Here is a 24,038-nt window from a genome sequence, read left to right on the forward strand (position 1 = left end):
AGCCGTCCCTATTAGGCCTGTTGCGCTTTGCGTTCCTGGGCCTTGCGCTTGATGTAGATAAGGCCTTCGGCCAACCGCCGTTCGTATTGATCCCCGGAGGTGGCCGAAGGCTCCCGACCCTGTTCCTTACGGAACTCGACGATGCGGGGCCAGAGGATTACGGCCTCTTCTTCCGACATCTGGGAGCGCATGCCTACCACGGTTTCCTGAATTGCCTTCAGGACCGCAGGCGTCACCGCCTTCGAGAGAATCTCATAGGCCCCCTGAAACGGGTTGATCTGGCGGATGAGATCAACGTTCAGGTGCTCGATGTTGATGAACTTGTTGCCGATCAGCACGAACTTGCGGTTGGGTTTCGGATTGCTGGGGTCAGGAGCCGAGACTGGCGTCCTGCCGGTGCCTGTCGCATCGGCGGTGGTGTCAGACGGAGTGGCCGACGCACCTTCAGCACCAGGCGGCACCATGATTTCAGCGCCTTCGGGCAAGTCCGCCTCATCAAACAACCCACCCGTCGATTGAATGCCCAGAGAGGTATGTACCGCCTCGGAAACCGTCATGACCTCGCTGGGCTCCAGGTCCGGATAGAGCTTTTCCACGATCTTGGGGATTTCGACCGACCCCAGGACCTCGGGATCGGGATCGCCGGTCACAGCCGGGGCGATGACTTGGGGTGTCTGGAGGATAGCCGCCTTGATGTTGTCCATGTTCTCCAGGGCTTTGACCACCTTGTCCGAGACGGGGGCAGCCGTATCATCAATGATGACCGTCCCCGGGGCAGCAACCTCGCCAGGAGCCATGCGTGAGCGCGGCTTGAAACTGACCGAAGGGGCCAGAACCTGTTCCATCAGCAGCGATACCGTGATGGCCTTGAGCATGTTGTTGACCGAGATCTTTACGTCGTCATCTTCGGCATCGGGCTGCGCAATGAGGTTGGTGAACTGCGCATGCGACTTGCCTTCGCAGTCGCGTGTGGCACGCCCGATGATCTGGACGATTTCCGTCAGCGACGAGCGATAGCCGATAGTCAGGACATGCTCGCACCAGGGCCAGTCAAATCCTTCTTTCGCCATCCCCAGCGCGATGATTATGTCCATCTCATCGGCTTTGGTCACGTTGCGCAGGTAGTTCTGGACCCCTACCCGCAGGGGGTTGTCGTCTACCAGATCGGCGACCTTCAATAGGCGGCCGCTTTTTTTATCCCGGACGGTGATGATGCCGGTGTCCATGTTCTTTTCGACCACTTCGCCAATGGCGTCAAGAATGTAGTCAACCTCGGAATACTTGTCCTTGGTGGACTCAATCGAGTTCACATTGGGGATGTGGATGATGGTCTTTTTGGAGGTGTCCAGCACCTCAGGCAGCGCATCCAGGTACTGCCTGGTGTAGAAGTGATAGCCGATGCCCAGGGACTTCAGATATTTGTAGCCGTTGAGCTGCTCGTAATAGGAATACGTGACCTGGGTGAACTTCTCTTCGTCCTCGGGCAACAGGATAGGAACGGCATCGCCCCGGAAGTAGGAGCCTGTCATGGCAATGATGTGTGCGTTGGAGCCAGCCATCACACCATCAATCAGCTCGCCCAGACGGTTTTCTTCGCCAGCAGAGGCATGGTGGAACTCGTCGATGCCCAGCAGGACTTCATTTAAGTCCGAAGGCTGCAGCGACTGGTACGCAAATCGCAGCGTGGCATGGGTGCAGACCAGCGCTTTCGCGTTCGGGTCGGACATGAAGCGCACGAAGGTATTGACCTTCTGAGCCTCACCGCCCGGAATACACAGGTTGTAGCTAGGTTGCACGGCCCAATCGGCAAAAAAGCCGTTCGCCGTGAGCTTGGTGTCCTTGAACGAGCTGCCGATGGACATTTCCGGCACGGCCACGATCACTTTTTTCAGGCCCTGCTGGTGCAGCTTGGCGAGGGCAAGGAACATCAAGGCACGCGATTTGCCCGAGGCTGGCGGGGCTTTCAGCAGGAGGTACTGCGCATGACGCGCCTCATAGGCCCGAGCCTGCATCTCCCGCATGCCCAGGTCATTGAGGTTTGCGCTCTTTCCGGTTTGCTTGTAGTTGACGGTCAGCAAATTCGCCATGTCACTTGCCTCCTCGGGCTTTCTTGACCGGAGCTTTTGCTTGCTCTTCGGTAATGAGCTTCTCGTAGCGATTGAACAGATGCTCCAGCCGTTCCGATGCGTCGCGGAAAGGCCGGTCACGGTACAAGGCCTCCACCGCACGATCCAGGGTCTTGTGCGCGGCCAGCAGCGGCGCGGGCATCTTGTCCGGGTCGTACAGATCCGCCAGGGACTTATCCGGGTAGTCTTCGCGGATCAGCAGTACTTCTTCGGCCAGGGACTCGATGTGCTTGCGTTTGGCCTCAGAGGCGTCAGGCCAGGGGAAGGTGTTGTAGACCAGCGTGGCAGAGTAGCGATAACGGCTTTCAAGGCGCCCTGCCACGGCCCGCATCCAGTCATTGTGCATTTCCGACGTGAGGATGCCGAATTCGTAGAGGGTGGCATTGGGGATCATCATATTCAGATTACTTGAAATGATGTCCGCACTTTGGAAGCCTATGGGTACATAGGCCCTGCGTTCAGAAGACACGCTGGGCACCAAAATGTAGTGGCCGTCCTTAGGTTGTGCGACTTGGAGAAAAGTATGCGGCCTTTCAGCGCCCTTCAGGGCTGCAGCGTGTCCAGCCGCCACTCTTAAATCTCTAATTTTCTTGCAACGCTCGGCGACCTCGGGAATGGTCATTACCTCGTCAAGCGGAACATCCACCAGCCAGAAGCACCAGCGGTAACCTCCGTTGATAAATTCGCTCGCGCCTACTATTTTTTTGATCCAGTTAACATGCTGTGGGTGTTTGTTTATGAAGTCCTGTTTTTCTTGTTCTGAAAGATAAAAATTTCCACCGTCCGTAGGCTTGTTGCCAAAAATCATTCGGCTTACTTGAGCCAATGGTTTTGTTCGAGGGGCGATGCAAAGGTTTGAGCCCGGGGTTAGATATGGGCTTATGTTTTCTACTTCGCTCACCCGGAGCTCCTTACCCAATATTTCAAAAATTTTTGGGGCTGATCTAAGGTCGTTACTGTTTTTCAACCCAACGATGATGACATGCACCGCCGCTTTTCCCTTGGCATTATTGCTCCAAGGAAAGGTTTGATAGCAGAAGTCGATTGATACCATCAAGTCAAAAATTGGCCGCCAAAGCAGAGATACTTGGTCGCCCTGGCAAACGGAGTTTGTTGACACGAATGAACACTTCGCGGTCTTTCCCCGGATATAGTTTGCCCCTTTCCAAAACCAAGCGGCAACAATATCCAAATATCCTATGGACTTAAAGGAAGAAAAAACGTATTTCATGTCGGCGGACTGTTTTTCCGTTCGCTCTGTCGTGCCCAGAAACGGCGGGTTCCCGCAGATATACACTTCGTATTCATTACCCTGCTCATCTTTTGGGGGGCACACTTCCTCCCAGTTTCGGCGCAGGCTGTTGTCGCAAATAATGTTGCCACCGTCGCGCAGTGGCAGGGCCGCCTCGGCATAGCCAAACTTCTCTTTGAACGCCAGGTTCATCTGGTGTTCTGCCAACCAGAGAGAAAGCGTGGCGACCTCATGGGCGAAGTCATCAATCTCGATGCCGTAGAACTGGGTCAGCTTGATACCCGAGTAGTACATCTCGCCTTGTTTGCCCAGCACATTCAGCGCATTGATGATTTCCATCTCCAGCTTGCGCAATTCCTTGTAGGCAATGATCAGAAAGTTGCCTGAACCGCAGGCCGGGTCGAAGATGCGCAGGTTCTGCAGGCGCAGTAGCAGCTCCTTGAGCCGCTTTTCACTCCGACGAGACTTCTCCAATTCGGCATACAGGGTATCCATGAACAACGGCTGGATCACCTTCATGATGTTCGAGACCGAGGTGTAGTGCTGGCCCAGGTTGCCGCGCTGTTCCTCATCAATCACGGCCTGGAACATCGAGCCGAAAATGTCGGGATTGATCTGCGACCAGTCCAGCGACCCACAGTCGAGCAAGATCCGGCGAGCCTTGCGCCCGAACTCGGGAATGGGCTCATCGGCGCGGAACAGGCCGCCGTTCACATACCTGAACTGGCGGAAGTGCTCCGGCATGCGCTGGCGCTCGGGTGACTGATCCGGCAGGTTCAGCACGGTGAACAGATCACTGAAAAACAGGTCTACGTCCGAGCCGTCCTCTTTCGTGCAGGCTTGCAGGGTCGAGGTCATCTGGCGTTCTGCGAAGATGCCGGTGTCTTCGGCATAGAAGCAGAACAGCAGACGGGTCAGGAACACATTCAGCGCGTGGATGTCCTCTGGCTTGGACAGGTCGTTGCGCTCGCGGATCAGGTCAAACAACTGCCCCATCTTTTCAGAGGCTTTCAGGTCGGCCTGGTGCTCCGAGTGCATCACGGCCTTTTCATACCCGGCAAGAGGCAGGAAGAAGGCGTAGTTCTTGCTTAGCTCGCCCAGGCTGGTTTCCAGACGCTCGTCGGCACTCAGGTCAAATGCCACCAGCGTCTCAAAGTCGGTAGCGATCACGAACCGGATGTCGTTACGGCCAACGATGTCACTATCTTTGAGCGCTTCGGCCTCGGCAACCACATCGCCACCCGTCGGCACGACCCGGAAGTACAGTTTTTTCTTGAGCCCAATGTCATTGCCTTGGCCAACGTTGCGGCTATCGCCGCCATTGCGGAGTCGAGTGATCGTGCTCTTGGGGAACCCATACGCATCCAAGAAAGAGAAAATGAACTCATCCCGATTCAAGTCGGAATACATTTTCTCCAACGCCTGCATGATGCTTCCCTGACCGACCGCCATGTATTTAGTCCTTGCTCTAGCAGAGTGCTACCAATGTCCTATACCCGTGAAATATTCGCACAAATATTGAAACCTTGCGACTACACTGGCCGGTTGCTTACTGGATTTATGGCTATGGGTCATTCCTCAGGTCTCTCTGCGGGCCATGAGATCAGCAATCCGGTAAAAATATTGCCGTGTCCCATCCACAGTAGGGCCAGTCACCGGCTCGCAAAGCAGCTTGCCCAAAAGGGCCTTTGGTGAGGTTTTCTGGCGGCGGGCCAACTCGGCCAGTGAGACATAGGTGCGCTGAAAATCCTGCAGATCGACGTTGCGCACACGCACCTCTGTACGGTTTGGCACTTGATAGCTTGTCAACAGGCCCTGGTGGACGAGCTGATACGCCACCTGCTGTTTGATGCCCAACACTGTCGCAGCTTCGTCAACGGACACCGATCCGTTCTTGCTGGCCCGTTGTTGCAGGCGCCAGCGCCGTAGGTCTTCGCGGCTCAGCTCAATCAGCCCCAGCGGGATGTTGTCATCGCAGGGGAGATTGACCGCATCGAGTTCCTGAGCCAGCAATGCCTTTGTCAGGTCGATAAACTCCGCCTCACTCAGCTTTCCATAGTGCAATACATGGTGCAGCGCCACACCTCCCTCTTTTTGCCCGGTGGAGTGGAAAAACAGACGACGAAGGTGCTCTTCTGAAATGAACCATGCAGAAGCGGAGGTGCTGACGGGGGAGATGTCTGGCTGGATGACATCGGCCGCGATCAGCCCGCGAATGCGCCGTTTTGGGAGGTGCAGTCTATTAGCCGCTTGCGTCAGGGTCACGCCCTTGATCTGAGGCAGATGGCTTGATTCCAGCGTGTATAGCCGCCGACCGGACGGGAATGCGATCTCGTGCGCCTGCAGCCTGGGGCGCATGCGTTTTAGTTGCGCGGGCGTAGCGTCGGCCAGGCGTGCCGCTTGTCTGAAGGTCATGCGTGGATGGCTGCGGCGAGTCTGCTCTGAGAGACGTTTGTTTCGCGCGCTGAGCATGCCTGCCCAGTGGGCGTTCACATAGTTTTCAAACGTGTCTCGCAGGAATTGGTACGCCTCTCCCTTCAACGAGCGGTACAGAACGACGTACAGATTCCCAAAATCACGCTGCAGACTGTTGGTGGCCGGTACGGTCTGTACCAGCGCCAGCATCGTGACGAAAGTACTCGGCCAGCGTGTGAGGACGCCGGATGCCGCGTTCATCAGTAGCCGGTCGTGTGGCATTCTGCGTGACGAAGCATTCTCCTGGAGGGAGCCCTGACGGCCACTGCACGCCAGGATGCCCAGATAGTGGGCCAGCTTCGCGGCTTGGTAGTAGTTGAGGTTGAAGAGTGCGGGGTGCTGCTGGCCCTGGACGAGCGCTTCGTCAAGCCAAGTTTGCAGTTGGAACAGCGGTTCAGGCACATCATCGCTGACAGGCCTGCAAATCGATGCACCGCACTCGCCACAGGTAGCGGTAAATTCCGAAGCCCTCTGTGGGGCGTGGCAGTGTGGGCACTCATCACGCATGAAGCAGTCATGCAGGGTGCAAACGACGGTAGTCCGATACAGCCAGCGGCCCAGGAGGACAGGTTCTTGTTCGACGCACTGCGGGCACCAGCGAATGCGGGGAGTCAGGAGAATTTTCACATCCTCCTGTGCCTGTGAAATATCAGAGCTGGGTTCGGTCAGCCTAGCCAGTTCATTGGCGGATAGACCGACCATGTGCTGCAGGAAGGCCCGGACCTCTACCGCATCGCTCTCCCCGTCATGCAGGCTACGCAGCGAACTGTGACCATTGGCACGGAGGACGCGATGCAGGTAGGCCTGCAATAGCTCCCCGGGCACTGGCCTGGGTCTGCAGGGGAAACAGGCATCGAGCGCCTCCATGGTCGCCAGATCATCGGAGCGCATCACAAAGCTCCTGATGCCGCTGCGCCAGATCCGCCTCGATCTGTGTATTCCAGGTGGTGAGTTCTGGTAGTGGACAGGTCATAAGGTACGCCGTCAGCCGTTTGTATATAGGCCTGCGCGTGTTGGCTGGCAATGACCGGGGCAAGATGAAGGAGGAACAAAACCCCTGCAGATCATGGGCGTTAAACATCATGCATGCGGCGAACAGTAAACGGTCCAGCAGCGTAACCACTGCGGTTTCGACCCGCATCCGATGCGCGGCGGTCTGACGGCGCTTCGGCGTGTGGGCATCCCGCCCGTCGAGACCGTGACGGCTAAGGAGTCCTGCCGCTTTGGCTGCTTGAACAGTTTCCGGCCACCAGTGGTCAAGGCAACTGAGCGCTGACAGCCCGACTGACCTGGGAACAGCTTCATTCAGTTTCACCAATATATGCGGCAGTTGCATGACCCGATGGGCGTAAAGAGACTCTGCGGTGGCTGAGGTGCGTTTCCTCTGTCGTTGCTGGGATGTGTGGGTGCGGGTCGGCCGTCGTCTCGCCACATGGCTAAGGACCGTCAGCGGCATAGGGATATGTGCCCCGAGCGGTCTCATTACGATGCGCCAGAGATATACCCAACGCAGGAATGCATGGGACAGGGGAACTGCACTGACATTAGCAGGTTCCGGTTTTAGTGGTGCCGGATTGTTCGCTGTAGCACGGGGTCGAGGCAGGCTAAGCCCCCATGCCGCTCCGACCCTCCTGGGGGCCGTGACCCAGTAATATGCGACATGCATTTCATGAATGGTCGCGTCATCTCGATACCGCTCAAGCAGTGGCTTAGCCCCACCATCGAAAGCAAAATGGTGATGGATGGAAAATAGCCGGTCGCGGGCGGCGGATTTTTCGGCTGCCATGGGTTGTACGTCGTAGACGACATGCCCTCTGGCACATCGCCACCCCGCCTGCAGAGTGGTCCAGGTCAGGGCCCCGCCACACACCCCACAGCAGGCGCTCAGCGACACGCCATGCCGAGGACATGTGTTTGCCAGGGGGAGAGTCCAATACTCACGATGAAATGGGTTTTCTTGCATGCATAGTGGGCATAGCCACGGGCTATCTGCCCGCAGTTTTGGAAAACTGAGACCTGCGGGGTTTCCACCCGAATACAGCATGCATAGGCGCTCTTCCCAGAACTTGGAGTCCTGATATGTCGAATCACCAATAAACTCAGATAGTTGCTGCAGAGGCTCTCGGGATCGCGTCAAATCCCCACGATAGAGCTGCTGCACCGCCCGATAATGCCCCCCTGCAGAAATGGCGTGTCCGTTAGCGGACATCAGGCGATATACGTATCCAACTAAACTCTCCCCATTCTGGCGCTGGGGCCTACACGGGAAATCTCGGTACGTGATGAACCTGCTCATCGTCATGCTGTACGGTCCCCCGCGAATGGCTCGCCCACACGGTCCAGCCGCCTATAGACGAAATCTCGGCTGAACGGATTTAGGCTGCCCACACCCTCGCGCCAAATGTGGGTAAATGCATTCTCCAGTGTGTCAAGGGTGATTTCGTTATCATCGTTCTCCCATGCCCCTTGGAGAGCAATGGACAGGAGTCGTTTTAGGTATCCGACTCGCCCATCCGTTGCAAAATAAATTCTCTGGGTTAAATCGGCAGGCGTGATTTTTCTCAGCGAGAGCGGAATTGGTAATGCCGGTGCTAGAGCGTTAATTACATCGAAGTTTGCATCCAGAAATCCAATATCGCTCGGGCTCCCAATAGATAATTCCATAGGCGCGGCAAATCGCCGTCGTAGCTGGACGTTGACTTCCAAAATATTTTCGAGGCGCGGAATTCCAAATAGGCTGACAGGGATTTCTATCCCATTGATCAGCGTTTTGAGCCAATCTGCAGTAGCGTATTGGGTTTTACTCCGTCCTCGATCATAAATATGCTGTGCCTCGTCCAGGATGAGCATTTCGGTTTTACAATTCCGTATCAGAACCTCGATCCGGGCCGTCTGATCTGCGACGCGACCTTTCTCCGGGTAGGGATCTCCCAGCGCCCGGAGAATGGCGTGTGCTACTGCCCCCACGGTGCCTAGAGAGGGTACCTCCACCAGCAGTACCGGCGTGATCGTTTGTTCCGCGAGATGAGCTTTGGGGTATCGCATTTGAAATGCTCGGGCCAGACTGGTTTTGCCGCAACCGCTTTCGCCTGTAACGAGCAGATTTCTTACCATGCCCGTATTTCGGGATAGGTCGAGTATCTGCTCCATCTCTGTGATGATTTTTCCGAATGACGAAAAATTGACATACTCGTTATCAAATGCCCGAAGGGCGTTATAGAACTCGCCCTTGTCCATTACATCACCCCTGGGTTGTGCATTTTGAATGTGCCGATTCTTGGCCGGTTTCCTGCATCTAAAGCCGACTTTTTGAAAGACGGAGATGTTTTGGGGGTGGGCTTTTCAATGACGGATCTGGCTATCCTAGGCTTAGCTGATTCAACCTGTTTTTGCGCTCCACGTAGGCGTGCGGCCAAGCGCCTTTTCGAGTGTTTTTTGCTGACGGCAAGTTCCGCTATTTTTTCCCGGAGCGCCTGCTTTTCCTGCTCCAGCTCAACTGGGTCTTCTGCGGATCGTCCCTGGCGCACGAGTTCCTGGCGAATCAACCGATGCTGATTGAGCGAGAGTCCGTTGGCGTAGTAAAAATTTTTTGCGTAGGCGGTGTATGCAATTTCGTGCGAGACGGGATCAAAAACCCGAATCGACCCGAGATCACTGGGGTCGTAGGAGAGGGTGAGTTCTGTTCCAGGCCCAAATTTACGTAGAATCGGAGCTAAATCCTCACCGCTGTAATAGATGCCGTGCAGCCGGAGACCGTCATGTCGTAAATGTCGCGTGCAGGGTATACCCATTTCACTGATCAGCTTCTGAGCGGATTCAGGCAGTTTGGGGATGTAGCTTTTTGCGCTAGAGGTCCATTTTTCCAGCGGTGTCGTTCCTAGGGTGCTGTGAACGGTTTTTGCATATACGTCAATAAACCATTTCTCCAGCAATTCCTGAAATTCACCTAGGGTCAGCACGGCATGTTCCTGAGGGTCGTAGTCCCCCCGTTCATAGTATTTAGAAAATGACGTGCCTGGTACGAGATGCGTGAACGAGTAGTTGATCGTTTTTAAGTAGCGCTCAACGCACCCCTTAAACTGCGGTTGTTTTTTAGGACAATACTGAATACGCATTCCCAAGGTGAATGCCAAAAATTCCAGCGCTTGGCTATGAAATTCCAAGCCGTTATCGACGACGAGTGTTTCTGGAATGCCGTGACACGGCCAATCACCTTTTATCTCTAACCCAATACTCGACTGCTGTTTTTTTTTGGGCAGGATGGCATGGCGCAATGCGGCTAAAACTGCCGCCGTAGAGGGCGCATTGAATCCCAAATAATAACCAAGAGGCATGCGGCTATAGTGATCCAGCAGCATAGTCAGCGTAGGTCTGCCCAGCGGCAACTGGGTTTTTTCGTCGATCAAAAATAAATCAAGTGGAGTATGGTCCAGCTCCGCCCGTTCGAGAATTCGAGAGGTTTCGGCACCTTTTCCAGAAAGTTTGAATTTCCGCATAGCGATTCTCTTTCCTTCGCGTAAAACAGATACCTGATATTGATCTAGTCGTGAAAAAAGGCGATAACAGGTTGATTTTCCGGGGATTCTGTATTGTTGATTTTTCGGGCGTAGAGAATTTTCTTTGCTTATTAACGTGAATAGCTCTTCCCGCACTCTCTTCACGGTGGCTTGAGGGCTACTGCCGAAAGCCCGTTCTGCTGCCTCTTCAAATAGCTCTACGACTCGTGAGGGCTGTCGAACATTTTTCGGCCCACGGCGGTCGTAGCGCGGTATCAGTGCCCTGAAGTCACGCTGCAGTGCGGCACAGCCTACCCACCGATAAATGCTTGTGAAGCTTGGCGGCTTCGGGTCAGCAATTTTTCTCGCTACGGCATCCCGTATCGGCATGATTGATTCCGGCGTCATGCTGTCTGGAGACGCATCCCGTATTGCCGCCACATAGGCGAGCCTCCTATCCAGCTCGGCTCGCGTGAAACCGTTTAGCTCAGAGATGGGCCTCTGACATAGCGGAGGCTCATCACCATTTGATGCAGCGTTCAGAAATCGGAGGTTTCCATCACCGAAGGCGTTTAGAAGGTCGTTGATGTTTAGACAGAAAATCTGTCCATCAATGATGCGCTCTGCCACAACACTGGTCTGGTCAGGGTTAATTCGCTGCACCTTATATTCCTCGCTATGGTGCTCAAAGCGAGAGTTCTTTTGAAAGCTGAATCCAGTCATAATCACGCTCCTCGCTGATGGAAACCAGTGTTGAAGAATTCAACGGCTGTGTTAAATCACAGGTCATATATCCACCTGCAAAGAGGTCAAAGGCGGATATCTTGTGAGGCCTCAGTATTGAGTTGACCAAGTGAATGCTCGGGTTCTGTAGAGCAATAAGCTGAGGTAGGAAGCTCTCCAGGCGTGCTTGTGAGGGACTGTGTGCGGCCAGTGCTCTATAAGCAAGGTGTAGATTGCTGAGGCGCGGCTCCCTCCGTATGCATTCGTCAGTAAGGATGCTGAATGGCTGGTCGTCGCGCTGCATGTGGCCAGAGATCAGGTCATATTTCTGGCGAATTTCTGGGCGAGCCAGAATGGCAGCAAGTTTTACTTCGACGAGTACGGTATTACCGTCGTCGAGAACCAACTCAAAGTCAGGGGTGTAGACGCGTAGGCGGTCATTGTCCGCGTACTGGATTTTCGGTGGCTGCTCTTGGTACGAGATGACACGCGGCGAGAGTTCAAAAAATAGACATGCCCCAAGCTCCAAGAGGCCTTCGTGGTGGACCATCCGGGCTGCTTTCCGGCTAGGGAATTTCCCTCTTACGATTCCCCCAGATGGGGTGATCACCGTGCGTGATCGCGGGGTTTTTGGTGTATTGGACATGCTGCTGCTCCAGTTTTTGGGTGAAAGAGTCCCCAGTGCCTAGGCCGACCGTGCAGGAAGGAGGCGCAAGAACACCCGCCCTGCGCCTGGACGCAGGGAAACGAAGTGTTACTTTTGAGGAATCTCGGCTTGACTTAAGCCACTGGAAGCAGCAATACTGTATTTACGAGATGCAGTATTCTCCCTTCCCAGGGGCAAAAGCCGAGCGACGAAAGTTGTTCGGCTTTTATTTTTCTGGCTGGCATTCCTCCTTCGAGTCAGGGCGTGTGCCCGCGTTGCGAGGTTGTGGTCGGTCTTTATAACGATCCGGCCAGAGTTGGTGTGCATCGACCCCGATCACTGCAGCGATATGGGAGGCGACTCGCAAGGACGCGCCTCTGTCATGAATGACGTCGTTCACCACGCCGCGGCTGACCCCCAGCTCTTGGGCTAGGCTTACTTGGGTACGCCCGGCACGCTTCAGTCGATAGATCAGCTCGATAACGTCCATATGCATGCCGGGTTCAGGCAGTTTGTAAAGGGTTTCAGTCTATGCAATCCGATCTAGCAGGACAAGTCCTGAACTATCAATTTTCTATTTTCGATAGCTAACATGAATTAAATTAACTCATGCGCTAAAATACTCTGGCTGAATATTTTCCAATAAAATCAACAACATAGATTTTATTGACCAGAGCGACTCCCAAAAAAGGCATTTGCTGTTTTTGTTCACTTCTATATTTATTTTGAAACTATATGTGTCTTATGAATATAGCGAGACTGAACTCCCGAACACGAGCCTCTTAAAAGACGCTTCGATTGACTTCTTGGCTTGGCCGAGCGACTGCCTCGATATACGTGACCAAAAAAACGGGCTCCGCTGTAAGTATCGGAGCCCGCCTGCAAATCTGCACTGCTACAGATTTTTCACTAATTATGGGAATCGATTTTCATTAATTGTCGGAATTTTTCATTAATTATGGGAATCGACACATCAAACGTCGATGTTCCCCGCCTGCAGGGCGTGGGTTTCGATAAAGGCGCGGCGGGGTTCTACGTTGTCGCCCATCAGGGTGACGAAGATTTCGTCGGCGGCAATGGCGTCTTCGATCTGGACGCGCAGCAGGCGGCGTACGGCGGGGTCCATGGTGGTTTCCCACAGTTGGCTGGGATTCATTTCCCCCAGGCCTTTGTAGCGCTGCTTGCTGATGCTGCGTTCGGCTTCGGTGCGCAGCCACTGCATGACTTCGCGGAAGTCCGAAACGGGCTTTTCTTTTGCTTTGTCGCCGGTTCCGCGGCGGACCAGGGCGCCGTCGCCCAGCAAGCCCATGAAGGTCTTGGCAGTGCGGGCCAGCACGGCATAGTCACCGCCACGCACGAATGCGCGGTCGAAGATACTGACGCGTTGGTTGCCGAAGTGGGGGCGGATGACGGCCAGTTGCCAGGAGTCTTCGATGTCGTCGTACTGGGCTTCGACGTGCACACCATGGGTGTCAGCCGGATCATGCAGGGCATTTTCCAGAGCCTGGGCGCTGGCGCGGGCAGCAGCTTCGTCGACCAGGCTGATCTGTACGCCTTCGGCCATGGCGGACAGGGCTTCGATGTCGAGAACGCGCGATAGGCGGGCGATGATGTTGTCAGCCAACACATATTGGCGGGCCAGATCCATCAAGGCGGCGTCGCGGATAGGGGCCGCATCGGCGTGAGGGACGAGTTCGGTGTCCTTTAGAGCCAGTTGCAGCATGAATTGGGCTTCTTCGGCATCGTCTTTCAGGTAGCGCTCTTCGCGGCCAACCTTGACTTTGTACAGGGGGGGTTGGGCGATGTAGATATAGCCGCGCTCGACCAGTTCGCGCATTTGGCGATAGAACAGCGTCAGCAGCAAAGTGCGGATGTGGGCGCCGTCGACGTCCGCGTCAGTCATGATGATGATGCGGTGGTAGCGCAGTTTATCCACGTTGAAATCAGGCCCGATGCTGGTGCCCAGGGCGGTGATCAGGGTGATGATCTGTTCGCTGGACAGCAGGCGGTCGAAGCGGGCTTTTTCGACGTTCAGAACCTTGCCGCGCAGCGGCAGGATGGCTTGAAATTTACGGTCTCGGCCTTGTTTGGCGGAGCCGCCAGGCCGAGTCCCCTTCGACAATATACAGTTCGCACAGGGCGGGGTCTTTTTCCTGGCAATCGGCCAGTTTTCCGGGTAGGCCGGCACCTTCCAGCACGCTTTTGCGGCGCGTCATTTCGCGCGCCTTGCGGGCGGCTTCGCGGGCGCGGGCCGCTTCGACGATTTTCGAGCACAGGGCGCGGGCGTCGTTGGGGTTTTCGAGCAACCAGGTTTCCAGGGTGCGACTGACGGCTTCCTCGACGGCAGGGCGGACTTCGCTGGAAACGAGCTTGTCTTTGGTCTGGCTGCTGAATTTTGGCTCGGGGACTTTGACGGACAGCACGCAGGCCAGGCCTTCGCGCATATCGTCGCCGGTGGTGTCGACCTTGGCTTTTTTGGCCAGCTCGTTATCGGCGATGTATTTGTTCAATACCCGGGTCATGGCGGCCCGCAGGCCGGTCAGGTGGGCGCCGCCGTCGCGTTGCGGGATGTTGTTGGTGAAGCACAGGACGGTTTCGGTATAGCTGTCGTTCCATTGCATGGCGACTTCGACACCGACGCGCACGCCCCCGGCGTCTGAATCCGTGGAGACGGCGAAGACATTGTCGTGCAGGGCGGTCTTGGATCGGTTGATGTATTGAACAAAACCTTTGACCCCGCCCAGAAAGGCCAGATTTTCGTCCCGGCCAGTGCGCTCGTCGACCAGGCGGATTTTGACGCCGTTATTCAGGAACGAGAGCTCGCGCAGGCGGCGGGCCAGAATATCGTAGGTGTAATCGATATTGGCGAAGATTTCGGGATCGGCCTGATAGTGCACCAGGGTGCCGGTGCGATCGGAATCTCCGACCACGGCCAGGGGGGCGACGCGGTCACCTTGGCGGAATTCCATGTGGTGTTCGTGGCCGTTGCGCCAAATGGTCAGGCGCAGCCATTGGGACAGTGCATTGACGCAGGACACCCCGACGCCGTGCAAGCCGCCGGAGACCTTATAGGAATTTTGGTCGAACTTGCCCCCGGCGTGCAGCTCGGTCATGACGATTTCGGCGGCGCTGCGGTGGTGTTCGTCGTCTTTGTGGATGGCCGTGGGGATGCCCCGGCCATTGTCGGACACCGAGATGCTGTTGTCGGCGTGGATGGTGACGACGATGTCATCGCAGTAACCAGCCAGGGCTTCGTCGATGGCATTGTCCACGACCTCGAAGACCATATGGTGCAGGCCGGTGCCGTCGGATGTGTCGCCGATGTACATGCCGGGGCGTTTGCGTACCGCCTCCAGGCCCTTGAGCATCTTGATCGAGTCGGCACCATAGCCGGGCGCCGGCGTATTCGGGGTAGTGGGTTCTGACATGAAAATCCTGTAATTGAATCAGTCGGGTGATGAGGGATCAGATGCGCATGGGCATGACGACGTATTTGAATTCGTCATCATTGGGCACGGTGATCAGGACTGAAGCATTGACATCGGGCTGGACGGACCAGCAGATGGATTCGGTTTTGGTGTTGCCCAGCACGTCCAGCAGATAGCTGACGTTAAAAGCCACGTCCAGGGGTTCTTGGGCGTAATCGACTTCAATTTCTTCGCGGGCTTCTTCTTGTTCGGCGTTGGACGAGGAAATACGCAGCAGATTGTCGCCTAGTTGCAAACGCACGCCTTTGAGCTTATCGGTGGTCAGAATGGCGGCACGTTGCAGGCTGGCCTGCAGGAGTTCGCGGGAAATCTGGATATGGCGCGTGTAACCCGCAGGGATGACGCGTTTGTAGTCAGGAAATTTGCCCTCGACCAGTTTGGAGATGAGTTCGATCTGGTCGAAGCGAAAACGGATCTGGCCGGGGGCCAAGTCGACGAGCACCGGGGTGTCGTCATCGGCCAGCAGGCGCAGCATTTCGTGGATGGTCTTGCGCGGGATGATGGCGTCCATCTGGGTATCCAGGCCGTCAACTGCCATGCCGCTGTGGGCCAGACGGTGGCCATCGGTGGATACGGCACGCACAAAGCCGGGCTCGAGCACCAGCAGCAAGCCATTCAGGTAGTAGCGGATGTCTTGCTGGGCCATGGAAAAGTGCACCTGATTGAACAGCTGCCGCAGGGATTTCTGCGGCATGGAAAACGATGCTGTCCATTGCTCGGCCTGGGAGACCGTGGGGTAATCGTCGGCACTGAGGGTCTGCAGGGCGAAGCGGCTGCGTCCGGCCTGGACGGAGAGCTTGGCCTCGTCCAGCGACAGGCGCACATCGCTGGTATCGGGCAATGCCCGCAGGATATCGAGAAATTTGCGCGCGGCCACAGTGATGAACTGGGTTTCGTCGCCCACCCCGAATTCGGCCTGCGTGGTGATCTGGACTTCCAGATCGTTGGCCAGGAATGAGACCTGATTGCCTTGCTTGCGGATCAGCACATTGGCCAGAATGGGCAGGGTATTGCGCCGTTCGACAATACCCACCACGGTTGTCAGGGGCTTGAGCACGGCATCGCGGCTAGCTTGGATCAGTAGCATATTCTCTTATCCTTTGAGGGTTTGCTCGAGTACGTGAAGTTCGTGGTTCAGTTCGGTTTGCTTGCCGCGCAGGTCGGTGATTTTGCGCACGGCGTGCAGCACCGTGGTGTGGTCTCGCCCGCCAAACAGATCGCCGATTTCAGGCAGGCTTTTTTGGGTGAGTTCCTTGGCCAGGTACATGGCGATCTGGCGTGGCAGGGCGATATTGGCCGGCCGTCGCTTCGAGTACATATCGGCGACCTTGATTTTATAGAAATCAGCCACGGTTTTCTGGATGTTTTCCACCGTGATCTGGCTGTTGGACACCGATAGCAGGTCTTTCAGGGCTTCCTTGCAGACCTCGACGCTGAGAACCTCGCGCCCATGAAAGCGGGCATAGGCCGAGACCTTGCGCAAAGCGCCTTCGAGTTCGCGCACGTTGCTGCGCAGGTGTTTGGCAATGAAGAAGGCAACTTCCTCGGGCATGGTGATGCCTTCGGTCTGGGCCTTGCGCAGCAGAATCGCCACGCGCATTTCGAGTTCGGGGGGTTCGATGGCGACGGTCAGGCCGGAATCAAAGCGGGAAATCAACCGACTGTCGATGTTGGCGAGTTCTTTGGGGTAGGTGTCCGAGGTGATGATGATTTGCTTGCGCTGGGCCACCATGGCCTCGAAGGCATAGAAGAATTCTTCTTGGGTGCGGTTTTTTCCGGCGAAGAACTGGATATCGTCGATCAGCAGCAGATCAAGCGAATGGTAGTAGCGTTTGAAGTCATCGAAGGCGCGGCGCTGGTAGGCTTTGACCACGTCGGACACGTATTGGTCGGCATGGACGTAACGGATGCGTGGATTGGTGCCGCTGGCCAGCAAGGCGTTGCCGATGGCGTGAATCAGGTGGGTTTTCCCCAGCCCCACGCCGCCATACAGAAACAGCGGGTTATAGGACACACCGGGGTTTTCAGCGACCTGCATGGCGGCTGCGCGGGCCAGCTGGTTGGCCTTGCCGATGACGAAGTTGTCGAAGGTCAGGTCCAGATTGAGGCGCGAGCGGTCTTTGATGGCCTCGTCGGTGGCCGTGTGAACGGCGGTGACGGGCGCGCCGGGCGGTGGGACCGCCGGGCTGGCGGCGCCTGTGGCCTGAGCGGCGGGCGCAGCGGGCAGGCGTACGCCGGGGGCCGGGCGGGCCTGAGCGGCGTGGATCTCGACCTGAACCTGAACGGCCTGGGAGTACCAGTCGCTGGCCAGGGCCTCGATGCGAGTGCAATAGTTCTTGCGCACCCAGTCGAGCTTCATGCGATTGGGCGCACCGATGCGCAGGACGGCCAGTTCCGTGTCGTAACCGAGCGGAACCAGGGGTTTTATCCAGGCGCTGATTTGTTGGGGGGGAAGTTCCTGTTCCAGCTGCTGGAGACAGGCCTGCCAGAATTCATTCATAGGAGTCAACGTGCTAAACCTCGATTCTACCCTTTCCTGAGGGTAGTTATCCACAGATCAACCCTGGATAAGTGGGCAATGCGGGGGATAAGTCCCCAAGTGATTGACGGGATGCCAAAAATTTGTTGAAATAATGGGCTTTTCGATGCTTTGGGTGATTCGGGCCGGTTTTGGTCCGACAATGGTGCCCGGGCGGTCGAGCCTTAAAAACCATTCCCAAGCTCTTTTGGATTCGCCATGAAACGCACTTTCCAGCCTTCTGTTACCCGCCGCAAGCGCACACACGGATTTCGTGTCCGCATGAAGACGCGTGCCGGCCGTGCCGTCCTTAGCGCCCGTCGCGCCAAGGGCCGCAAGCGCCTGGCCGTCTAATTGTCGGATACGGTGCCTGGCTTATGCCAGACACCTGACAGACTGCCATGCCTTCCGATTTTCCTTCGGCGGCGCGGCTGCATCGCCCCTCGGAATACGCGGCGGCCTTAAAAGGCCGGCGTATTGCCCGAGGGGCTTTGTTCGTTGTGTCTCGCCCCCGCACTGTAGCGGATTCTCCGGCCCGTTTGGGCCTGGTCGTGCCTAAGCGCTATGCGCCGCTGGCAGTGACGCGCAATGCAATCAAGCGAGTGCTGCGCGAGGCCTTTCGTCTGCAGCGCAGTCATTTGCCCGATGGCGACCTGGTGTTTCGTCTGGTGAATCGGCCGTCTCCGGCCAGCCTGACGCAACTGAAACGCGACGTGCGTGCCGAGGCCGATCAGCTGTTGGGCAAGATCATGCGATGCTGATCCGCCAGATCTTTATCGCGCCGATTCGTTTCTATCGGTATTTTCTAAGCCCTTGGGTGGGCCAGCAGTGCCGCTTTACCCCGACGTGTTCAGCTTACACGATGCAAGCCATCGAGACCCATGGGGTGGGGCGCGGTATTTGGCTGGGTGTGCGGCGGATCGCACGTTGCCATCCAGGTTGTCCGGGGGGGCACGATCCGGTCCCGCCGCTGCGCAGGCCGCCGTCGGCACATGAATGAGCGCAGGCCACAGAACCGGCCTGCCAAGTTCCTGTCAGCAACCCTGCGTTAAACTGGTGGGCTTTTTGCTCTGACCTTATTCGAAAACAGGCGCCAATGGACATTCGACGCACCATCCTCTGGATGATATTTACTTTCTCGCTTCTGCTGTTGTGGAACAACTGGCAGCAGCACCATGGCCAGCCGTCCCTGTTTGCGCCGGCGCCTGCGCCTGTGGCTCAGACTGCGTCGGCGGATGCGACGGGTCGCGCCGATCTGCCTTCGGTTGCACAGTCGGGCGCGGCCAATGTGCCTGCCTCAGAGGCCCCGGCCGAAGGCCAGGAGGTGCATGTCAAGACTGCGGTTTATGACCTGACCTTCGATACCCTGGGCGCCCAGCTGGTGCGCTCGGAATTGCTGAAGTTCAAGAACGTGGACGAAACCACGGGCATTATTCCCTGGGTGAAGGGCTTGTTCGGGATTCATCCGCCCCAGAATGCCGGTCAGGTCATGTATCTGCTGAATGACCAGCCGGGCGATATGTATGTGGCCCAGACAGGCCTGGTAGGGGCGCCGCAAGGCCAGTCGTATCCCACGCACCTGACGCCGTTTGCGCTGGTGGGCGATGGTCCGGTGAACAAGGGTGACATCACCGAGATCGCCTTCGAGGCGACATCCGACCAGGTGCGCGTGGTCAAGACCTTTATTCTGTCCGAAAATAGTTACGACATCCGTGTGCGTACCGATATTTTCAATCTGGGTGATCAGCCAATTGATCCTTCCTTGTATCTGCAGCTGACGCGCGACGGCCATGAACCCGCCAGCACGTCGGGCTTCTACAGCACCTTTACAGGGGTGGCGGTTTATTCCGAGCAGGATAAGTTCCAGAAGGTGACGTTCGAGGACATCACCAAGAACAAGGCCAGCTATATCCAGCAGGCTGACAATGGCTGGGTAGGGATGGTGCAGCATTACTTTGCCACGGCCTGGGTGCCGCAGCAGGGGGTGGTGCGCACCAACCAGACCCTGTCCCTGCCAGGCGGACTGTTTGCCGTGCGCACGATCGAATCCGTCGGATCGATTGCGCCGGGGGCCCAGAAGACGGTTGAATCCCATCTGTGGGTGGGGCCGCAGGATCAGCAAGCCATGGGCGCCGTGGCGCCGGGCCTGGATCTGGTGGTCGATTACGGCTGGGTCACCATCATTGCCAAGCCGATGTTCCAGTTGATGATCTGGCTGCATGACATTGTCGGCAACTGGGGCTGGACGATCGTGGTCCTGACGCTGCTGATCAAGCTCGTGTTTTATCCCTTGTCGGCGGCCAGCTATCGGTCGATGGCCAAGATGAAGCTCGTCGGTCCGCGCATGAAGCACCTGAAAGAAAAATTCGGTGACGACAAGGCGAAGATGAACGCCGCCATGATGGAGATGTATCGCACGGAAAAGATCAATCCGCTGGGGGGATGTTTGCCGATGCTGGTGCAGATTCCGGTGTTCATCGCGCTGTACTGGGTGCTGCTGGGTAGCGTAGAGATGCGCGGAGCGCCGTGGATACTGTGGATTCACGATCTGGCGATCAGCGACCCGTGGTTTATTCTGCCCGCGTTCATGATGTTGACGATGTTCCTGCAGATCAAGCTGAACCCGACGCCGCCGGACCCCATGCAGGCCAGGGTGATGATGATCATGCCGCTGGTGTTTGGTGGGATGATGTTCTTGTTCCCGGCAGGACTGGTGCTGTATTGGTGCGTCAATAATACGGTTTCGATCATCCAGCAGCGGGTCATCATGAACCGCCTGGATAAGGAAAAGGCAGCGTCGGCTTCCAGCTGATGGTGAATTTTCCAGCGTGATGATGGGCGGCGCTCTTTTGGGTGTCGCCCTTTTTTATGATGTTGCCATGACTACATTTTCTTCAGATCCTATTATTGCCATCGCCACCGCGCCGGGTCGGGGGGGAATCGGTGTCATCCGAGTGTCGGGGCCGGACTTGCGTGCCTGGGCCGAGGCTTTGTTCGGGCAGGCGTTGCAGCCGCGGCACGCGCATTATCTGGCGTTCCGGCATCGGGATGGCGATGTCATGGATGAAGGGCTGGCGCTGTTTTTTCCGGGGCCGCATTCATACACGGGTGAGGACGTGCTGGAATTGCAGGGGCATGGGGGACCAGCTGTGTTGCGCCGAGTGCTGGATGACTGTCTGGCGCGGGGCGCTGGAATAGGCTTGCGGCTGGCACAGCCTGGGGAATTCACGCAGCGGGCGTTTCTGAATGAACGCCTGGATCTGGCCCAGGCAGAGGCTGTGGCGGATCTGATTGAGGCCAGTTCGACGGCGGCGGCGCGCAGTGCAATGGCCTCGTTGTCGGGGGCGTTTTCGGCAGAAGTCGATGCCCTGAGCGAGCGTATTGTGCAGTTGCGCATGCTGGTCGAAGCCACCTTGGATTTTCCAGAGGAAGAAATCGATTTTCTGGAGAAATACCAAGCGGCGCAGCGTCTGGATGCGGTGACAGACACCCTGGACAAGGTGCTGTCGACGGCACGCCAGGGCTTGGTATTGCGCGAAGGCCTGCATGTGGTGTTGGCGGGCCAGCCGAATGTGGGCAAGTCCAGTCTGCTGAATGCGCTGGCGGGCGAGGACGTGGCGATTGTCACTCCGATTGCGGGGACGACGCGGGATCGGGTGATCCAGCAGATCCATATTGATGGGATTCCGCTGCATATTGTGGATACGGCGGGCCTGCGCGAAACCGATGACACGGTAGAGCGCATCGGCATTGAACGCAGTTGGGCGGAGATCGCCCGCGCCCAGGTGATTGTGCACTTACAGGATGCGCGGCATCCAGACGATCCGCTGGACGCGGCGATTGTGCAGCGTCTGCCGCCGGGGACGCCGCAGCTGCGGGTGCTGAACAAGGTCGATTTGTTGGATGAGCCAGGACACAGCATAGCCCCTGCGGGCTGTGCTGTGCCTGGCGAATCGGAGTGGCCTGCAGGCCGCGAGGTGGATGGAGCTAATCAGCCGGAGTGGCCTGCAGGCCGCGAGGTGGATGGAGCTAATCAGCCGGAGTGGCCTGCAGGCCGCGAGGTGGACAAGACTGAGGAAATCCAGATTTCCGCCCGCACGGGGGCTGGGCTGGATAGCTTGCGCAGACGCTTGTTGCAGATCGCGGGCTGGACGCCGGGGGCGGAATCCCCCTGGCTGGCGCGGGAACGCCATGTGCGGGCGTTGGAAGACGCCCGCGCACACCTGCTGCTGGCGCGGGAACACGCGGCGCACAGCGACCAAGTGCTGGATCTGTTTGCCGAGGAACTGCGTCTGGCGCACGAGGCCTTGTGCGAGATCACCGGACAGTTCACCAGCGATGATTTGCTGGGTGAGATTTTTTCTCGTTTTTGTATTGGGAAATAAATCGGGAAAAAAGATCAAACAGGTTTCCTGCCTTGTCGCAGATATCAGCTTCTGATTTTAAAAACATTTAATTGAGGATAACCACTATGAAGAAGTTTGTATCAACATTGGTTATTGCATGTGTTCCGGCATTCGCCTTCGCTACAGGGCAACATCAAGGGGAACATGCCGTGGGCGGTCACCATATGAGCGACCACAACATAACGACCATGTCCGGAATTGGCAGACCTGGAGATCCGACCAAGGTCGATCGAACCATCGAAGTGGTTATGGATGACACCATGAAATTTTCGCCAGCACAGATTGAGGTCAAAGCGGGTGAGACCATTCAGTTTCTCATCACAAACTCAGGCAACCTGGATCATGAGATGGTCATCGGGCCACTATCAGAACTGAAAGCTCATGCCGAAGACATGAAAAAGACGCCCGGCATGCAGCATGTTGAACCCAACATGATCACCCTCAAACCAGGTCAGCGCGGTGACTTGGTCTGGACGTTCGACCAAACAGGAACGGTTGACTTTGCCTGCCTGATCCCCGGTCACATGGAAGCCGGAATGGTCGGCAAAGTAAAAGTGAACTGAGATCGTAGCGATTCCAATGCCACGATTCCGATGGGTGATCGGGATCGTGACATTGCTCACCATTAATTTGGGATACGGTACTTACTCTGAGTTAATTGAGACAAAGTGCGTGAATAGCTTGAGTTCGCCTCAATGCCCGGACGTTCAGATGCGGAAGGACTGCACAAGTCGTTATACGCGCCACGCAATGCCAGCCACTTCGCGACTGGAATAAACGTCGTCCCGAGTTCGATTTCGAACAAGGCATCGTAACGATATCCCAACGTCTCGACCGGAACAGCCATGGACCCATTGGTCTGGAGATATGGCCACATACGATCGTCGCGATTACTACCGCGCGGGCCTCCACTGACCGGCAAGTATTGGTAATTATTGGCTGCCCACCACGTTTCGGTCAGCAAGTCGATATAGGCATGGTGCAACCAGAAAACCGGGTCGTTCGGCGACGTTGCCGTATCCGTCAGAGAGCCCGGATTACCTTGGTCGTCTGCCCCACCTACCCACATATGTACTGTGCCATGCACCAACGAAGTCGTCGCACCCGTGATCGAGACGATCCCACCATCACACTCCGTGCCGGTCGCATTGACCGAACCATCCACGAACGCCCGAAAACTCACATCCAGATCAGAGACCACTCCCCAGGGGGCCACATCGTATTGTGTGCGCAGCATGGCCTGCTGAACTTCCTCCCTGCTGGGCAGGGTACTCATACCAGGCATGTTTCCGACGGCCCGCACAAGCCAGTCAAACTGCCCGGGATTGGTCGATTCGAAACCCTTGACGTTAATGCGCCAATCCCCTTTCTTGAACGGCCCCGACATCACGTAATAACCCGCATTGGGATCGCCCATCCCCCCCATGAAATCATCCGCGAACACCGTCGCAATACTGGCTGGATCCGTCCAATCCCAATAAGGAATCGCCATGGGCTTGCCCATGACCGTCGACATGGCCCGCTCGAACTCCAGAAGAAAGGCGCGATGCCATGTGAGGATGTCCGGCCCATTGTGACCAAAGCCGCCCTGATTGGGCTCATCGGTCCAGCAAACCAGCTTGCGCATATGCGAAGCAACGAAGTGATCGTACCAATTACCCACTTCATCGCTCTCGGGTGGACGTGCCTGTTTGAGACGTAGGATGGCTTCGACGAATTCAGCCTTTTCTTCCAACGTCAAGTTGTTGACGTTCTTGCGAACAACCGGCTGAACCACCGCTGCACGCTCTGCGCCCGGTGATGGCGGCACGTCGGAGCGTATACCGCCATCACAGGCGCTGATTAGCATCACAAGGCTCACCAACACCCCTGCGCGACGTCCCCAACGCATCCACGTTCCCTGTAGAA

The 24,038-nt window shown here is 56.6% G+C and carries 17 protein-coding genes and 2 pseudogenes; 6 read left to right on the forward strand and 13 right to left on the reverse strand.

What is annotated here, in order from left to right; genetic code table 11:
- Window positions 1-11 precede the first annotated feature (11 nt).
- The 12 genes and pseudogenes from VDP81_RS07735 to dnaA all read right to left on the reverse strand — a co-directional run bounded on the left by VDP81_RS07735 (window position 12) and on the right by dnaA (window position 17,706).
- The gene (locus VDP81_RS07735) at window positions 12-2,087 is read right to left on the reverse strand and encodes an ATP-dependent helicase (protein ID WP_323011970.1); all 2,076 of its coding nucleotides are present in this window, start codon (window positions 2,085-2,087) and stop codon (window positions 12-14) included.
- A 1-nt stretch (window position 2,088) separates the two neighbouring features.
- Window positions 2,089-4,830, reverse strand: a complete 2,742-nt coding sequence (locus VDP81_RS07740; RefSeq protein WP_323011971.1) for a DNA methyltransferase — start codon at window positions 4,828-4,830, stop codon at window positions 2,089-2,091.
- A gap of 126 nt (window positions 4,831-4,956) precedes the next feature.
- Window positions 4,957-6,744 (reverse strand): TniQ family protein, encoded by a 1,788-nt coding sequence (locus VDP81_RS07745; RefSeq protein ID WP_323011972.1) that lies wholly within the window; start codon window positions 6,742-6,744, stop codon window positions 4,957-4,959.
- A complete protein-coding gene (locus VDP81_RS07750) occupies window positions 6,731-7,168 on the reverse strand; it encodes a hypothetical protein (RefSeq protein WP_323011973.1) in 438 nt (145 codons plus the stop codon). The genes VDP81_RS07745 and VDP81_RS07750 overlap by 14 nt, the downstream gene beginning before the upstream one ends.
- 582 nt (window positions 7,169-7,750) lie before the next feature.
- Window positions 7,751-8,155 (reverse strand): annotated as a pseudogene (locus VDP81_RS15345) (TniQ family protein); the annotation flags it as partial.
- Window positions 8,152-9,090 carry a TniB family NTP-binding protein gene (locus VDP81_RS07755; RefSeq protein ID WP_323011974.1) on the reverse strand — a complete coding sequence of 313 codons (939 nt, stop codon included), beginning with the start codon at window positions 9,088-9,090 and terminating at the stop codon, window positions 8,152-8,154. The pseudogene VDP81_RS15345 and the gene VDP81_RS07755, both read right to left, overlap by 4 nt.
- Window positions 9,090-11,072 carry a Mu transposase C-terminal domain-containing protein gene (locus VDP81_RS07760; protein WP_323011975.1) on the reverse strand — a complete coding sequence of 661 codons (1,983 nt, stop codon included), beginning with the start codon at window positions 11,070-11,072 and terminating at the stop codon, window positions 9,090-9,092. Before VDP81_RS07760 ends, VDP81_RS07755 begins: the two co-directional genes overlap by 1 nt.
- Window positions 11,035-11,718, reverse strand: a complete 684-nt coding sequence (locus VDP81_RS07765) for a TnsA endonuclease N-terminal domain-containing protein (RefSeq protein ID WP_323011976.1) — start codon at window positions 11,716-11,718, stop codon at window positions 11,035-11,037. Before VDP81_RS07765 ends, VDP81_RS07760 begins: the two co-directional genes overlap by 38 nt.
- A 226-nt stretch (window positions 11,719-11,944) precedes the next feature.
- Window positions 11,945-12,208, reverse strand: a complete 264-nt coding sequence (locus VDP81_RS07770; RefSeq protein ID WP_323011977.1) for a helix-turn-helix domain-containing protein — start codon at window positions 12,206-12,208, stop codon at window positions 11,945-11,947.
- 483 nt (window positions 12,209-12,691) lie between these two features.
- Window positions 12,692-15,146 (reverse strand): annotated as a pseudogene (gene gyrB, locus VDP81_RS07775) (DNA topoisomerase (ATP-hydrolyzing) subunit B).
- Between the two features lie 37 nt (window positions 15,147-15,183).
- On the reverse strand, window positions 15,184-16,293 hold the full coding sequence (gene dnaN / locus VDP81_RS07780) for a DNA polymerase III subunit beta (protein WP_322995793.1): 1,110 nt from the start codon (window positions 16,291-16,293) through the stop codon (window positions 15,184-15,186).
- 6 nt (window positions 16,294-16,299) lie between these two features.
- The gene (gene dnaA / locus VDP81_RS07785) at window positions 16,300-17,706 is read right to left on the reverse strand and encodes a chromosomal replication initiator protein DnaA (RefSeq protein WP_322995794.1); all 1,407 of its coding nucleotides are present in this window, start codon (window positions 17,704-17,706) and stop codon (window positions 16,300-16,302) included.
- Between the two features lie 237 nt (window positions 17,707-17,943).
- On the opposite strand from dnaA, the gene rpmH reads away from it, so the two are divergent.
- The 6 genes from rpmH to VDP81_RS07815 all read left to right on the forward strand — a co-directional run bounded on the left by rpmH (window position 17,944) and on the right by VDP81_RS07815 (window position 22,693).
- Complete coding sequence (gene rpmH / locus VDP81_RS07790) at window positions 17,944-18,078, forward strand: 50S ribosomal protein L34 (RefSeq protein WP_043679136.1); 135 nt, start codon at window positions 17,944-17,946, stop codon at window positions 18,076-18,078.
- A gap of 47 nt (window positions 18,079-18,125) precedes the next feature.
- On the forward strand, window positions 18,126-18,485 hold the full coding sequence (locus tag VDP81_RS07795) for a ribonuclease P protein component (protein ID WP_322995795.1): 360 nt from the start codon (window positions 18,126-18,128) through the stop codon (window positions 18,483-18,485).
- Window positions 18,482-18,724, forward strand: a complete 243-nt coding sequence (gene yidD, locus VDP81_RS07800) for a membrane protein insertion efficiency factor YidD (RefSeq protein WP_322996415.1) — start codon at window positions 18,482-18,484, stop codon at window positions 18,722-18,724. The genes VDP81_RS07795 and yidD overlap by 4 nt, the downstream gene beginning before the upstream one ends.
- A 96-nt stretch (window positions 18,725-18,820) precedes the next feature.
- Window positions 18,821-20,536, forward strand: coding sequence for a membrane protein insertase YidC (gene yidC, locus VDP81_RS07805; RefSeq protein WP_323011978.1), 1,716 nt, complete (start codon window positions 18,821-18,823; stop codon window positions 20,534-20,536).
- A 67-nt stretch (window positions 20,537-20,603) separates the two neighbouring features.
- Complete coding sequence (gene mnmE, locus VDP81_RS07810) at window positions 20,604-22,109, forward strand: tRNA uridine-5-carboxymethylaminomethyl(34) synthesis GTPase MnmE (RefSeq protein ID WP_323011979.1); 1,506 nt, start codon at window positions 20,604-20,606, stop codon at window positions 22,107-22,109.
- A gap of 86 nt (window positions 22,110-22,195) precedes the next feature.
- Entirely contained in the window at window positions 22,196-22,693 is a 498-nt protein-coding gene (locus tag VDP81_RS07815; RefSeq protein ID WP_323011980.1) for a cupredoxin family protein, read from the forward strand.
- A 62-nt stretch (window positions 22,694-22,755) separates the two neighbouring features.
- Here the strand turns inward: VDP81_RS07815 and VDP81_RS07820 are convergent, their stop codons facing one another.
- Window positions 22,756-24,021: a tyrosinase family protein gene (locus VDP81_RS07820; RefSeq protein WP_323011981.1), complete on the reverse strand. Its 1,266-nt coding sequence runs from the start codon at window positions 24,019-24,021 to the stop codon at window positions 22,756-22,758.
- Between the last annotated feature and the right edge of the window lie 17 nt (window positions 24,022-24,038).

Source organism: Castellaniella sp., from assembly GCF_034675845.1.
Taxonomy (GTDB): domain Bacteria; phylum Pseudomonadota; class Gammaproteobacteria; order Burkholderiales; family Burkholderiaceae_B; genus Castellaniella.